Annotated in this window: 14 protein-coding genes; 4 read left to right on the top strand and 10 right to left on the bottom strand. The window is 63.2% G+C overall.

Going from position 1 to position 12,364, the window contains the following annotated elements:
- Positions 1-25: 25 nt before the first annotated feature.
- Positions 26-820 carry a phosphoribosylaminoimidazolesuccinocarboxamide synthase gene (gene purC, locus ACP15D_RS03310; RefSeq protein WP_424956147.1) on the bottom strand — a complete coding sequence of 265 codons (795 nt, stop codon included), beginning with the start codon at positions 818-820 and terminating at the stop codon, positions 26-28.
- Positions 821-1,168: 348 nt separating this feature from the next.
- On the opposite strand from purC, the gene ACP15D_RS03305 reads away from it, so the two are divergent.
- Complete coding sequence (locus tag ACP15D_RS03305; RefSeq protein WP_424956146.1) at positions 1,169-1,492, top strand: DUF1476 domain-containing protein; 324 nt, start codon at positions 1,169-1,171, stop codon at positions 1,490-1,492.
- A 9-nt stretch (positions 1,493-1,501) separates the two neighbouring features.
- Here ACP15D_RS03305 and ACP15D_RS03300 read toward each other — a convergent pair whose 3' ends face one another.
- A complete protein-coding gene (locus tag ACP15D_RS03300; protein WP_424956145.1) occupies positions 1,502-2,080 on the bottom strand; it encodes an RBBP9/YdeN family alpha/beta hydrolase in 579 nt (192 codons plus the stop codon).
- A 106-nt stretch (positions 2,081-2,186) separates the two neighbouring features.
- Here ACP15D_RS03300 and ACP15D_RS03295 point away from each other — a divergent pair, with 106 nt between their 5' ends.
- Positions 2,187-2,975 (top strand): outer membrane protein, encoded by a 789-nt coding sequence (locus ACP15D_RS03295; RefSeq protein ID WP_424956144.1) that lies wholly within the window; start codon positions 2,187-2,189, stop codon positions 2,973-2,975.
- Between the two features lie 27 nt (positions 2,976-3,002).
- Here ACP15D_RS03295 and ACP15D_RS03290 read toward each other — a convergent pair whose 3' ends face one another.
- Complete coding sequence (locus ACP15D_RS03290) at positions 3,003-4,082, bottom strand: hypothetical protein (RefSeq protein ID WP_424956143.1); 1,080 nt, start codon at positions 4,080-4,082, stop codon at positions 3,003-3,005.
- Positions 4,083-4,187: 105 nt separating this feature from the next.
- Here ACP15D_RS03290 and ACP15D_RS03285 point away from each other — a divergent pair, with 105 nt between their 5' ends.
- Positions 4,188-4,634 carry an excalibur calcium-binding domain-containing protein gene (locus ACP15D_RS03285; RefSeq protein ID WP_424956142.1) on the top strand — a complete coding sequence of 149 codons (447 nt, stop codon included), beginning with the start codon at positions 4,188-4,190 and terminating at the stop codon, positions 4,632-4,634.
- Here ACP15D_RS03285 and ACP15D_RS03280 read toward each other — a convergent pair.
- Together ACP15D_RS03280 and purB are read right to left on the bottom strand one after the other, a co-directional pair.
- Positions 4,631-5,602 carry a DMT family transporter gene (locus ACP15D_RS03280; RefSeq protein WP_424956141.1) on the bottom strand — a complete coding sequence of 324 codons (972 nt, stop codon included), beginning with the start codon at positions 5,600-5,602 and terminating at the stop codon, positions 4,631-4,633. The genes ACP15D_RS03285 and ACP15D_RS03280 overlap by 4 nt on opposite strands.
- An 11-nt stretch (positions 5,603-5,613) precedes the next feature.
- Positions 5,614-6,921 carry an adenylosuccinate lyase gene (gene purB / locus ACP15D_RS03275; RefSeq protein WP_424956140.1) on the bottom strand — a complete coding sequence of 436 codons (1,308 nt, stop codon included), beginning with the start codon at positions 6,919-6,921 and terminating at the stop codon, positions 5,614-5,616.
- Positions 6,922-7,359: 438 nt separating this feature from the next.
- Here purB and ACP15D_RS03270 point away from each other — a divergent pair, with 438 nt between their 5' ends.
- Positions 7,360-7,560 carry a hypothetical protein gene (locus ACP15D_RS03270; RefSeq protein WP_072373580.1) on the top strand — a complete coding sequence of 67 codons (201 nt, stop codon included), beginning with the start codon at positions 7,360-7,362 and terminating at the stop codon, positions 7,558-7,560.
- 154 nt (positions 7,561-7,714) lie between these two features.
- Here ACP15D_RS03270 and ACP15D_RS03265 read toward each other — a convergent pair whose 3' ends face one another.
- From ACP15D_RS03265 to livM, 5 genes are all read right to left on the bottom strand, one after another.
- Positions 7,715-8,839, bottom strand: a complete 1,125-nt coding sequence (locus ACP15D_RS03265; RefSeq protein WP_424956139.1) for a branched-chain amino acid ABC transporter substrate-binding protein — start codon at positions 8,837-8,839, stop codon at positions 7,715-7,717.
- Positions 8,840-8,924: 85 nt separating this feature from the next.
- On the bottom strand, positions 8,925-9,293 hold the full coding sequence (locus tag ACP15D_RS03260) for a DUF6867 family protein (RefSeq protein WP_072373575.1): 369 nt from the start codon (positions 9,291-9,293) through the stop codon (positions 8,925-8,927).
- Positions 9,294-9,308: 15 nt separating this feature from the next.
- On the bottom strand, positions 9,309-10,043 hold the full coding sequence (locus tag ACP15D_RS03255) for an ABC transporter ATP-binding protein (protein WP_424956138.1): 735 nt from the start codon (positions 10,041-10,043) through the stop codon (positions 9,309-9,311).
- Positions 10,040-10,957 carry an ABC transporter ATP-binding protein gene (locus ACP15D_RS03250; protein WP_424956137.1) on the bottom strand — a complete coding sequence of 306 codons (918 nt, stop codon included), beginning with the start codon at positions 10,955-10,957 and terminating at the stop codon, positions 10,040-10,042. The genes ACP15D_RS03255 and ACP15D_RS03250 overlap by 4 nt, the downstream gene beginning before the upstream one ends.
- A complete protein-coding gene (livM, locus tag ACP15D_RS03245) occupies positions 10,957-12,363 on the bottom strand; it encodes a high-affinity branched-chain amino acid ABC transporter permease LivM (protein WP_424956136.1) in 1,407 nt (468 codons plus the stop codon). Before livM ends, ACP15D_RS03250 begins: the two co-directional genes overlap by 1 nt.
- Position 12,364: the final 1 nt, after the last annotated feature.

The raw sequence follows: 12,364 nt of genomic DNA, 5'->3' as shown, positions 1-12,364 counted from the left end.
ACTCCGACTGCCCATTGCCTGCTGCCTAGTTGGGTTTGCCGTTGGCGGACGGGTTGGACGCGACCAGCACAGGGCCGAGGCCCTTGGCCGGGCGGTTGCCGGTGAAGACGCCGAGGCGGCGCGCCACTTCCTGGTAGGCCTCGAGAAGACCACCGAGGTCGCGGCGGAAGCGGTCCTTGTCGAGCTTGTCGGACGTGGCGATGTCCCACAGACGGCAGCAGTCGGGGCTGATCTCGTCGGCGAGGACGATGCGCATCTGCTCGTTGTCCCAAAGGCGGCCGAACTCGATCTTGAAGTCGACGAGGCGGATGCCGATGCCGAGGAAGAGGCCGACGAGGAAGTCGTTGATGCGCAGCGCGAGCTGCATGATCTCGTCGATCTCTTGGGGCGTCGCCCAGCCGAACGCGGTGATGTGCTCCTCGGAGACCATCGGATCGCCGAGTGCGTCGTCCTTGTAGTAGAACTCGATGATCGAACGCGGCAGCTGCATGCCTTCCTCGAGGCCGAGGCGCGTTGCAAGAGAGCCGGCGGCGACGTTACGCACGACGACTTCGAGCGGAACGATTTCGACTTCGCGGATCAGCTGCTCGCGCATGTTGAGGCGGCGCATGAAGTGCGTCGGGACGCCGATCTCACCGAGGCGCTGGAAGACGTATTCGGAGATGCGGTTGTTGAGCACGCCCTTGCCTTCGATGAGCGCGTGCTTCTTGGCGTTGAACGCAGTGGCGTCATCCTTGAAATGCTGGATGAGCGTGCCGGGCTCGGGGCCTTCGTAAAGCACCTTGGCCTTGCCCTCATAGATGCGACGACGCCTGTTCATTTGAGCCTTTGTCCTTCGACTTGAAATTCTATGCTGTGCGACGATCGAGCCGACCTGCCGGCAAGATATAAGCTGTTGTATTTGCTGTTTTTTCTTGTCTGCAGGTGCCGAAGATGGGGAGACGGCTAGGATGGTCGGACACCCAGGGGGACACTAGCCGAACCCATCCCTGGAAACAATCTTAAGGATGGGAAAGGTCGCAAGTGTCGCTAACGGATTGGAACTGGTCATTGAATGCCGCAAGGGGCCGGGTTATGGCTCCGGCGGCCGCAGTTTTCATGGCGGGAGCTGCAACCTTTTCTGCTATGGGGTGAGGCCCTGCGGCGACATGCTCAGGTGGAGAGACGAATGACCACGTTTGACGATCGCGAGAAGGGTTTCGAGAAGAAATTCGCGCTGGATCAAGACCTTAAGTTCCGGGCTGAGGCTCGGCGGAACAAGCTGCTGGCGGAGTGGGCCGCAGCGAAGCTGGGAATCATGGGCGCGGCGCTGGAAGATTACGTCCGCTCGGTCCTCAAGGCCGACCTTCAGGAGAAGGGCGATGAGGACGTTTTTCGTAAGATTCACAGCGACTTCGCTGCAGCTGGCGTGAGCATTCCGGACGCCGACATCCGTGCCCAGATGGCTGAGTGTCTGGCCAAGGCGGTCGGCGAGATCGAAGGCTCGCGCTAACGCGGGCCCTCAGGCGCTGAGGCCGGCGAGGAACTTACCGAAGCGGAGCAATCCGTCCGGCCAGGGTCCGTGTCCAGAATGGTCGGCAATATGGCCGGCCTGTCCGACATCGACGAAACCCGCTCCCCAGGCGTCGGCAAACGCCCGGGCGCGGTCCTGCGCGCAAAAGGGATCGTCGGCGGCGGCGAGGACCAGCGCAGGAAAACCGAGAGGGTGCATCGGCACCGGCGCAAAGCCGAAGCTGTCGGCGGGCCAGGCGTGTCCCTGATTGGGCGGCCAAGCGGATGAGTTGTCCACATCGGCGGGGGCGACGAGGAATGCGCCGACGACTTTGCCTTGCAGCTGGGGCGCGGCATAGGCGACGGCAATGACGCCGAGGCTATGCGCAACGAGCACGGCGGGCCGCGTCGCGTTGCCGACAGCCGAGACGATGTTCGACACCCACGCGTTCTTGTCCGGCGCGTGCCAGTCATCCTGTGCGATGCGCTTTGCGGTGGCGAGGTTGCGCTCCCAGCGGGACTGCCAGTGGTCGGGGCCCGAGTCGAGCCAGCCCGGCACGGTGAGGATGTCGACGTCTGCTGTTTTCATGCATGCCTCGTGTTGGTCGCGCGTGGAAATCGTGCGGACAAGTTATGCGCAAATGGCGACTCACCTTAGAAGAGCAAGAGGGAAAAAATCGATTCTGCGGTGATGCATGCGCAAGCCAAAGCTGATGGAACAACTGGTGCTGGCCGCGGTGGCGGCCGGGTCGCTGGTTCTGGGGGCACAGCAGGCTCAGGCCGATGCATGGCAGCCGGGACAGCCAGGGCGCTGGGTTCCGGGCACGCCGATGACGGACTGCCAGTGCGTGACCGACTGGAGCGGCATGTACATCGGCGGCAAGGTCGGTGGCGTGTGGAGCGACATCAGCTGGGATGAGAACTACAGCGAGTTCGACGCCCCTGGTGGCGCGAGCTTTTCGCCGAGCAGTTTCCAGGGCGGCGTGTTCGGTGGCGGCAACATCCAGATGGGCAACTGGATCTTTGGCCTTGAAGCCTCGTTCATAGGCATGGGGCTCAATCAATCGACGAGCCCGGTTGTTTCCACAGATACCTTCAAGACGGAAATCGACTGGCTGCTGTTCGTGGAGCCGCGCATTGGCTACACGTGGGACCGCACGATGGTCTACGTCAAAGGCGGCTGGGCGGGCGGCAATGCCACTCTCTCTGCTTCCGGGTTTAACTCCAATGGTGTTTTTTCCTCGGCTTCCACATCGGATTTTGTCGATGGCTGGACGATCGGCGGTGGCGTCGAATACGCTTGGCATCCGAGCTTTATCGTCGGCATCGACTATCAGTATGTCGACCTCGATCTCTCGACAGCAGCCTCGTGCGATCTTTGCCTGATTGGCATTCCGATCGGCGATCCTGCGGCGGTCACAGGAAACGCCAACCTGTCGCTCGTGACGCTGCGCGCCAGCTATCTGTTCCGTCCGGAAGACTGATTTCCTGTTCGGTAGCGCAGCGCTAGCTCACGCAGACTGCTGCGCTTGCTCTTCCGGTTGCGCGCTTTTTCTCCACTCGATCAACATCGAGGCCCCCACGACGGCGGCGATGATGAGCTGCGTGCCGCCAAGCGGCTGGACGACGGCGAAATACTGCTCGAGCAGTGCGCCTCCAATGACGATGGCCGCGAGGCTGGCGATGATCGGTGCTGAGGGGATTGGGAAGCCAATGCCTGCAGCAGCGTAAGAGCGGCGGTAGAGCCAGACGACAAGCGCTACTACGACCGCCAGAGCTACATACCACGGGACGCTCCCCGGTAGAGCGATGTCGGTGGCGCGGTCGAGGCTCCAGGTGGCGAAGAGCCCGAGCGTGAACATCGCGGGTGTGATCGCCGTGAGAGCGATAATCGGGGTCCACAGGGTGGCGTGTACCGTTGCGGGTGCGGCCCGGGCGGCAAGAACCAGATTGACCACCGCGGCGATGGCAAGCGCGGTGAAGGCGAGCGCGAGCAAGAGAGATCCGGCAGCGTATTCGCCGCTCGACGTAGCGACGGCGAGGACGGCCGAGGTGCGCGGCAATTGGATCAGCCCGTTGGCCAGGAACAGCCACCAAAGACCGAACCCGGTGCCGGCGGTGTCGATGACGATCATCAGGGAGATGGTCACGATCGAGCCAGCGACGAGAGTGGCGATGGCGGTGGTGCGGAAAGCGTGCCCCGGCTCTATGACGAGGCCACCTATGTCCTCCAGCGCGGTTGCGAGGCCGCCCGCCTGGAGTACGGCGAGGAGCAGCGAAAGGCCGACGAGCGCGTACCACATGCGGTAAACGTTGCGGGGTGTAGCGGCTTCCCAGCGGCGGATGGCGGGGAGCAGCAACTTTGCCGCCTCGAAGAGAATCATAGCGTTGAGCAGAGGCATGATGCCGATGGCGAAGACCGAAAGATGGGTGATCGTCTCGGGGTCCTGGTTGGCGACCTGCGCGAGGGCGGCTGGGTCTATCCCGGGTAGCGGGATGTTGGTGCCGAGACAGTAGGCGGCGAGGGCCGCAGCGGTGATCGCGAGCCGGCGCCTGAAGGCAGGTTCTATCATTTTCAGCACGGTCAGCATGGCTGGTCCCCGGAGCGGCAGATTAAACCAAAACCGCTAATGGATCGCATGCTTCGTCGCGGTTCGCTGTTACCTATGGTGCTTTCCGCATCCGCAGCTCGCGCCATGCCTCCACACGCCACACGCATTGCCGTTCTCTTGCTGAGCCTTGTGGTGGTGATGCCGGCGCACGCGTTTGATTGCGCCGAGAAGCTGTGCGGTCAAATGATGAACTGCGCGGAAGCCTATTATCATCTGTCGGCTTGTGGCGAAGGCGCGCGGGACGCCGATAACGACGGCATCCCATGCGAGAACGTGTGCGGGAAGACGATGGATGAATACCTGCGCCGCCGCGGGCCGACGCTGCCGGGGATGACGGCCCCGCTCCCCAAGAGCGATGGCGTGCCTGACGGGGCGGAGGAGACGCAGTCATTCATATGCGCGGGCAAGCGCAAGTGCGGCGAGATGCAGAGCTGTGCGGAAGCGCGGTTCTATCTGACGACGTGCGGGGTGCGCGCGCTCGATCGCGATAAGGATGGGGTGCCCTGTGAGAGCTTGTGCGGGGGGCGCTAGGTCGGCCGGATTTCCGCTGCGGCGGAGTCGACCTCGGGATCGGGTGGCGTAGGGAGTGTCTTGCTGCGCGAGTCACCCCAGGTGAAGACGCCGACGCCGGCAAGCACGAGCGCGGAGCCGATCGCATCGGGCAGAGTGAACGGCTCGCCAAGGAGCTGGATGGCGAGCCCTATGGTGACGATGGGTGAGAGCGTCGCGATCATCGACACGGCTTGTGGGGACGTGCGTGAGAGCCCGGCGTTGATCAGGAAGGTCGGCAAAACAGTCGCTACCATGGCGCAGCCGAACGAGAGCCAGAGGAAGCGCGGGCTGGCAGCGAAGTTGCCGCCGCCGAAGATGAGATGGTGGGCGACGCAGAAGATTCCCGCTGATGAAAGTGCGATGCTGGTGAAGAGCACGGGGCCGAGCGGTACGATGCAGCGCTTGGCGAGGATCTGGTGCCAGGCGAACGAGATGGCGGCGCCGAGCACCAGCAACATGCCGATGACGGTGTCGTGGCCGCCTGTCGGCAGGTCGGTGATGAACACGATCGCAAGCCCGGCGTAGGTGACGAGCGCTGCAGCGATGCCAAACGCGGTGATGGGCTGGCGGTAAAGGGCCGCGCCGATGAACATCACGAACAGCGGGTAGGTGAACAGCACCAGCCGTTCCAGCCCGGCGTTGATGTATTGCAGGCCGGCGAAGTCGAAGGCGGAGGCCACATAGAAGCCGAGGAAGCCGACGAGCACCGCCCAGATGACGCTCGATGCTTCAGGCGGGGGCAGTCCCTTGGCGCGGCGCTGGGCGTAGGCCCAGATGCCGATGGCAACGAACACGGGCGTTGCAAACAGCATCCGGTAAGCGAGCATCAGCGATGCATCCACCTGCTCCGTGAAGGCGAGCTTCACGAAAATCGCCTTGGTGGAAAAGAAGGCGGCGCCGGTGGCGGCGCAGGCATAGCCGACCGCGCGGCTGGCGGTGGAATTCATGCGGGTTGCGATCAGGCCTCGCCGAACACGCGGTTGAAGATCGTATCGACGTGCTTGAAGTGGTAGCCGAGGTCGAACATCGCCTCGAGTTCGGCCGCGGAGAGCTTGTCGGTCACGTCCTTGTCGGCCTTGAGCTCGGCGAGGAAGTCCTTGCCCTCGAGCCACGTCTTCATCGCGTTGCGCTGGACAAGGCGATAGGCGTCCTCGCGAGAGGCGCCGGCTTGCGTCAAGGCAAGCAGCACGCGCTGCGAGTTATGCAGGCCGCCGAGCTTGTCGAGGTTCTTCTGCATGTTCTCGGGGTAGACGACGAGCTTGTCGATGACGCCGGTGAGGCGCGTGAGTGCAAAGTCTAGCGTCACGGTGGCGTCGGGGCCGATCATGCGCTCGACGGAGGAATGGGAGATGTCGCGCTCGTGCCAGAGGGCGACGTTCTCCATGGCGGGGAGCGCGTAGGCGCGCACCATGCGGGCGAGGCCGGTGAGGTTCTCGGTGAGCACCGGGTTGCGCTTGTGCGGCATGGCAGAGGAGCCCTTCTGGCCGGCGGAGAAGAACTCCTCGGCTTCCAGAACCTCGGTGCGCTGCAGATGCCGGATCTCGATGGCCAGACGCTCCATCGACGAAGCGACCACGGCAAGGGTGGCGAAGTACATGGCGTGGCGGTCGCGCGGGATAACCTGCGTGGAGACGGGCTCCGGCTTCAGGCCCATCTTCTCGGCGACGTACACCTCGATGCGCGGATCGATGTTGGCGAAGGTGCCAACGGCGCCGGAGAGGGCGCAGGTCGAGATCTCGTCGCGGGCGGCGATGAGGCGCTGGCGTGCGCGGTCGAACTCGGCGTAGGCGTAGGCGAGCTTCAGGCCGAACGTGACGGGCTCGGCATGTATGCCGTGGCTGCGGCCGATGCTCGGTGTCGTCTTGTGCTCAAGGGCGCGGCGCTTCAATGCGGCGAGCAGGGCATCGACATCGGCGATCAACAGGTCGGCGGCGCGCTTCATCTGCACGTTGAGGCAGGTATCGAGCACGTCGGACGAGGTCATGCCCTGGTGCACGAAGCGCGCTTCGGGACCGACGATTTCGGCGAGGTGGGTGAGGAAGGCGATGACGTCGTGCTTGGTCTCGCGTTCGATTTCGTCGATGCGCTCGATGTCGAACTTCGCGTGGCGGCCCTTGTCCCAGATCTTCTTGGCGGCGTGGTGCGGGATCACCCCGAGCTCGGCCATTGCCGTGGCGGCGTGAGCCTCGATCTCGAACCAGATGCGGAAGCGGGTTTCAGCGTCCCAGATCGAAACCATCTCGGGGCGGCTGTAGCGCGGAATCATTCTTGGGCCTCACGGGGGAGAGAAAGGAGAGCGGACCCGTAGCAGACACCGGCCCTGGTCTTCAATCGGAAGACTAATGATGGGTATCTGCTGGAATACTTGTTTGTTGCAGTTTAGCGAAGTCCAAGCGGGCACAAAGCCCACAGTGCCGCGATATTGCTGCAACGCACCCAAGAATTACTTCCGTTGTTGTTGCCGTGTTCCAGCAACGTCAAGCATGCGCCACAATTACATTCTCGTAACGCTGCGCCGCGGTAGTCGACACTGTGGACAGATTGTCACGTTAGCGTTCGAAATCACGGCTCTACTCTTGAAGGTGTGGGAGTGAAACGAAAAGTTACTTAGAGGCATCGCGTAGACTCCTATAACCAGGATGCCTCGACCGGGATTTGACCGGGCGCAAGAAGGTAGGAAAACAACGAGGGCAAAGGCCGCGTAATGTCTAACCAAATGCAAGGTGAGATCGCGCAGCTCAATTCCGAGCTGGAGCAAACGGACGATCCGCGTGAGGGCTATGCGAAGGTGCAGGCTAAGATTCGTGGTTATCGTCAGGCCGGCATCAAGGTGCCGGACGATCTAGTGCTCATCGAGCGGCAGCTTGTTGCTGAGTGCCTGGCTGCTTCGCAGGGCCGCGACTGATAATTCGGCCGCCGGGGGCTTCGCCTGAAGCTCAAGAATAAGACGCGACCAGCAATGTCGCGCATAGGCGGACAAGAGAAGTTTCGAAATGAATTAGCGCCGAGGTCATACCCCGGCGCTTTTGTTTTGTCTGGTCGAGGACGCGTTGTGCGCGTCAGTTCTGGACGTAGGTGAGGCGCCCATCGGGCTGCTTGACCCAGGTGTAGAGCACATAGCCCACCTGCTTTATGTCGCCCTTCTCGTCGAAGGCGAGATCGCCGATGACGGTGTTGAAGGGTACGCCCGTGCGCATGTAGGCAGCGACCGTCTTGGGATCGACGGACTTGGTTGCCTCGATGGCCTGCTTCAGAATCTGCACGGCGGCGTAACTGTAGAGGGTATAGGCCTCGGGCTTATATTCGCGCGCTTCGAAACGCTCGATGACCTCTTTGGCCTCGGGGCGCTTCTGCGGGTCGGGTCCGAAGGTCATCAACACGCCCTCGGCGGCGGGGCCGGCGATGGCAGCGAATTCGTCGCTGGCGATGCCGTCGCCCGACATGAAGACGGCGTTGACGCCGCCTTCGCGCATCTGACGGAGGATGAGGCCGCCAGCGGTGTGGACGCCACCCCAGTAGACCAGATCGATGCCCGCGTTCTTCAGCTTGGAGACGAGGGCGCTGAAATCCTTCTCGTTGGCGCTGACGCTTTCAGACAGCGCTTCGGAGACGCCGCCGGCCTGCATGGCTTTACGAGTCTCGTTGGCGAGGCCCTGGCCGTAAGGCGTCTTGTCGTCGAGGATGGCGACCTTCTTATCCTTGAAGTTCTGGGCGATGTAGTTGCCGGCAACGGCGCCCTGCTGGTCGTCGCGGCCGCAAGTGCGGAACACGTTCCACATGTTCCGCTCGGTGACGACCGGGTTGGTGGAGCCCGGCGTGATCATCAGCATGCCATTCTCGACGTAGACCTCAGATGCCGGAATGGTGACGCCCGAGTTGAAGTGGCCGATGACGAAACGGACGCCCTCGCCGAGGAAGTTGTTAGCGACGGAGACGCCCTGGCGTGGGTCGGCCGCGTCATCGCCAACGAGAAGCTCGACCTGCTGTCCATTGATGCCGCCGGCGGCGTTGATATCCGCCACGGCCTGTTCGGCTCCGTTCTTGAGCTGAGTGCCGAAGGCTGCATCGGTACCGGTCATGGGACCAGCAACGCCGAATTTCAGCTTTTCGGGTCCGCTATCGCAGCCGGCGACAAGGGCGGTGATGGCGATCGCCAAGGCTGCGAAAGCTGTTGCTGGTTTCATTAGAACCTCTCGGGGTGAACGGCGGACGGGGGAAGGAAGCTCGCGGACAAGAAGTGCGGCATGTTTGTCCGAATTATGGGAAATGTCATCCCCGCGGTCGAGGGGAAGTGCCTTTGCGTCGCCACCAGAAAAATCCAGCGCGCTCGTAAGCCCACGGATATTGCTCAATCATCTGGCGCACGCGGGTCATGCGAAAGCCCCAAGCGCACGCCGTTGCGACGACGATGTAGTCGACGATGAAGTTGCGCAGCGAGAGCAGAGGCTCTTGGAACAGCGCGTAGTGGAGGAAGCGGACGGCGCAGGTGAGCAGAAAAGCCGATGTGAACACCTGCCAGGTGGGACGCCAAGTGGAGGCGATGGCGGACCCTGCAGCGTGCGCCGCCGCCCCTCCGATCAGGACGGTGATGAGCAGAAAGATCCAAAGTCCATTGTCGCCAGTCTCGTAAAAGCCCATCGCGTTCTGCTTCTCCTAGTGACGTCCGCCCTCAAGGTACGCGGCACGCACCTCGGGGCTCGCCAGAAGCTCCTGACCCGTTCCGCTCAAGGTGATGCGGCCGTTGACCATGACGTAGGCGCGGTGCGCCAAGCGGAGCGCATGAAAGGCGTTCTGCTCGACGAGGAAGACGGTGAGGCCCTCGCGGGCGTTGAGCTCGGCGATCACCTTGAAGATCTGCTTGACGATGAGCGGGGCGAGGCCGAGCGATGGTTCGTCGAGCAAGAGCAGCTTCGGCCGGCTCATCAGCGCGCGGGCGATGGCGAGCATCTGTTGCTCGCCGCCCGATAGCGTGCCGCCGCGCTGATGCATGCGTTCTTTGAGACGCGGGAAGATGGCGGTGACGCGCGCCAGCTCGGTTTCATAGTCGTGGTCGCCACCGGTGAACTCGGCGCCGAGACGGAGATTTTCCTCGACGGTCATGCGACCGAAGATGCGACGGCCTTCAGGCGACTGGGCGAGACCGAGGCGGGCGATTTCGTGCGTCGGCATCTGGGTGATGTCGCGGCCGTTGAAGACGATGCTGCCTGAAGCTGCCCGCGGGTTGCCGAAGATGGTCATCATCAGCGTCGACTTGCCGGCGCCGTTTGCTCCGATGAGCGTGACGATCTCGCCTTGGGGGACATCGACGTCGACGCCGTGCAGAGCGGTGATGCTGCCGTAGCGGGCGGTGATGCCGCGCAGGGACAAGAGGGCGGGGGCGCTCGTCATAGGCCGACCTCAGCTTCCGCTTCGGCGACTTCGTCGTCCTCGACGCCGAGGTAGGCGGCGATGACCTTAGGGTCGGCCTTCACGCTCTGCGGGGTGCCGTCGGAAATTTTGACGCCGTACTCCAGCACGATGACGTGGTCGGAAATTTCCATCACCACCGACATGTCGTGTTCGATGAGCAGGATGGACGTTGCGTGCTCATCGCGGATGGTGCGCAGCAGCTCGTTGAGGGCGAGGCTTTCGCGTGGGTTGAGGCCGGCGGCGGGCTCGTCGAGGCAGAGCAGGACAGGGTCGGTGCACATGGCGCGCGCGATTTCGAGACGGCGCTGATCGCCATAGGGGAGCGCGCCGGCGGCGTCGTCGGCGCGGTGCAAAAGGCCGATGCGGTCCAGCCAGTAGCGCGCGACATCGACGGCTGCTGCTTGCGCGGCTTTGTAGCTGTCGGCGCCGAAGAGGCCGAGCAGCGACCAGCCGGACGCGTGCATCAGCGGGTTGTGCTGCGCGACGATGAGGTTTTCGAGCACCGTCATGCCGGAGAAGAGGCGGATGTTCTGGAAGGTGCGAGCAACGCGCGCGCGCTTGGCAATCTCGAAGTCGGGCATACGCTCGAGCAGGAAGAGCCCGCTGCGGCTGTGGTTCTCGCGAGTGACGTAGCGGTGGCTGGAATCGGTCAGCGCGGCGACGGCACTGGGTTCGATGGGACCGTCTGTGGATAGTACGATCAGGCCGCTCGTCGGTTTGTAGAAGCCGGTGATGCAGTTGAAGACGGTGGTCTTGCCTGCGCCGTTGGGACCGATCAGTGAGGTGATGTCGCCGCGGCCGACAGAGAAAGACAGATCGCGAACGGCAATGAGACCGCCGAAGCGCATGGTGAGCCCTTCGACGATGAGCAGAGGGTCGCGGAGCCAGCGCATCAGCCGTGGCCCTCCTGCACATGCGCGCCGGAGATTGCCTTGGCATCCTCGTTTAGGGTGATCGATGGCTCGCGCGAGGCGATGAGGCCGCGCGGGCGCCAGATCATCACCAGCACCATGGCGAGGCCGAAGATCAGCATGCGGTACTGGGCCGGATCGAAGCTCGGGCCGAAGATCGCCTTCAGCCAGTCGAGCTCGCGCAGCAGCTCAATGCCGCCGATGACGACGACGGCGGCAACGGCGACGCCGAATAGCGAGCCCATACCGCCGAGCACGACGATGGCGAGGATCGTTGCGGATTCCATGAACTCGAACGAGCGCGGATTGACGAAGCCCTGGCGCGCGCCAAAGAACGCACCGGCAAGGCCGCCGAACATCGCGCCCATGGCGAAGGCAGTCAGCTTGGTGTTGACGGTGTTGATGCCGAGGGAGCGGCAGGCGATCTCATCTTCGCGCAATGCTTCCCAGGCGCGGCCGATGGGAAGGCGCCGCATGCGCTGGGTGACGAAGGCGACGAGCAGCGCGAGCGCTAAGATCACATAATAGAGGAACACCGACCGGTGCACGGCGGATGTGCCGGGCAGCGATATGACATCGGCGAAAGTGGTTTCGCCGGTGCGCGAGGTGAACGGCAGGCCGAAGAAGGTGATACGCGGCGTCTGGATGCCGGCGTTGCCGTTGGTCAGCGCGACCCAGTTGATGAGTACGAGGCGGATGATCTCGCCGAAGGCCAGCGTGACGATAGCGAGATAGTCGCCGCGCAGGCGCAGCACGGGAAAGCCGAGCAGCATGCCCCAGAACGCGGCGAGGACGCCAGCAAGCGGCAGGCAGATCCAGAACGCCCAGGGGCCGAGCACCGGAATCGTCGCGGGGATCACATAGGCGGCGATGATGGCGTAGGTGTAGGCACCGACGGCGTAGAAGGCGACGTACCCGAGATCTAGCAGGCCGGCGAGGCCGACGACGATATTGAGACCCCAGGCCAGCATTATGTAGATGAGGATCTGGACGCCGAAATTGTCGATCCACTTGATGGCGCCGCCCTGACCGGTGATCAGCAGGGTGATACAGGGAAAAAGTAAAAGCAAGCCAAGGCCGATACGCGGTGCCCAGATCTTGTGGTGATCGGAGAGGTCGAGGGGCGGAAAAAGAACGCGCCTGGGCCGTTTGGGGTGTGCGTAGAGTCGCCAGAGAAGCCGGCCGACGAAGACCGTCAGAACGGTGAACAGGACGAGCCACGGGCGAGGGTCGATCGACGTTTGCAGCGACAGGTCGCGATCGGTGCGGAAGGCGACAATCGGGAAGCACAGGCCGAGCGTCACGAGCGCCCAGATCGCGGCATCCTTCAGAATAGCCTGCATGGAGTGCGATGCGGGCGGCAGCCCGCCTTGGCTGCCAGAAGTCATA

This window comes from Hyphomicrobium sp. 1Nfss2.1 (assembly GCF_965243865.1).
Taxonomy (GTDB): domain Bacteria; phylum Pseudomonadota; class Alphaproteobacteria; order Rhizobiales; family Hyphomicrobiaceae; genus Hyphomicrobium_A.
Note: the sequence above shows the minus strand (reverse complement) of the source record. Positions and strands in the feature narration are given on the sequence as shown.

Bases quoted from the DNA above. Each gene is read 5' to 3' on its own strand.
- purC (WP_424956147.1), bottom strand. From the start codon at position 820: ATGAACAGGCGTCGTCGCATCTATGAGGGCAAGGCCAAGGTGCTTTAC.
- ACP15D_RS03305 (WP_424956146.1), top strand. From the start codon at position 1,169: ATGACCACGTTTGACGATCGCGAGAAGGGTTTCGAGAAGAAATTCGCG.
- ACP15D_RS03300 (WP_424956145.1), bottom strand. From the start codon at position 2,080: ATGAAAACAGCAGACGTCGACATCCTCACCGTGCCGGGCTGGCTCGAC.
- ACP15D_RS03295 (WP_424956144.1), top strand. From the start codon at position 2,187: ATGCGCAAGCCAAAGCTGATGGAACAACTGGTGCTGGCCGCGGTGGCG.
- ACP15D_RS03290 (WP_424956143.1), bottom strand. From the start codon at position 4,082: ATGCTGACCGTGCTGAAAATGATAGAACCTGCCTTCAGGCGCCGGCTC.
- ACP15D_RS03285 (WP_424956142.1), top strand. From the start codon at position 4,188: ATGCCTCCACACGCCACACGCATTGCCGTTCTCTTGCTGAGCCTTGTG.
- ACP15D_RS03280 (WP_424956141.1), bottom strand. From the start codon at position 5,602: ATGAATTCCACCGCCAGCCGCGCGGTCGGCTATGCCTGCGCCGCCACC.
- purB (WP_424956140.1), bottom strand. From the start codon at position 6,921: ATGATTCCGCGCTACAGCCGCCCCGAGATGGTTTCGATCTGGGACGCT.
- ACP15D_RS03270 (WP_072373580.1), top strand. From the start codon at position 7,360: ATGTCTAACCAAATGCAAGGTGAGATCGCGCAGCTCAATTCCGAGCTG.
- ACP15D_RS03265 (WP_424956139.1), bottom strand. From the start codon at position 8,839: ATGAAACCAGCAACAGCTTTCGCAGCCTTGGCGATCGCCATCACCGCC.
- ACP15D_RS03260 (WP_072373575.1), bottom strand. From the start codon at position 9,293: ATGGGCTTTTACGAGACTGGCGACAATGGACTTTGGATCTTTCTGCTC.
- ACP15D_RS03255 (WP_424956138.1), bottom strand. From the start codon at position 10,043: ATGACGAGCGCCCCCGCCCTCTTGTCCCTGCGCGGCATCACCGCCCGC.
- ACP15D_RS03250 (WP_424956137.1), bottom strand. From the start codon at position 10,957: ATGCGCTGGCTCCGCGACCCTCTGCTCATCGTCGAAGGGCTCACCATG.
- livM (WP_424956136.1), bottom strand. From the start codon at position 12,363: ATGACTTCTGGCAGCCAAGGCGGGCTGCCGCCCGCATCGCACTCCATG.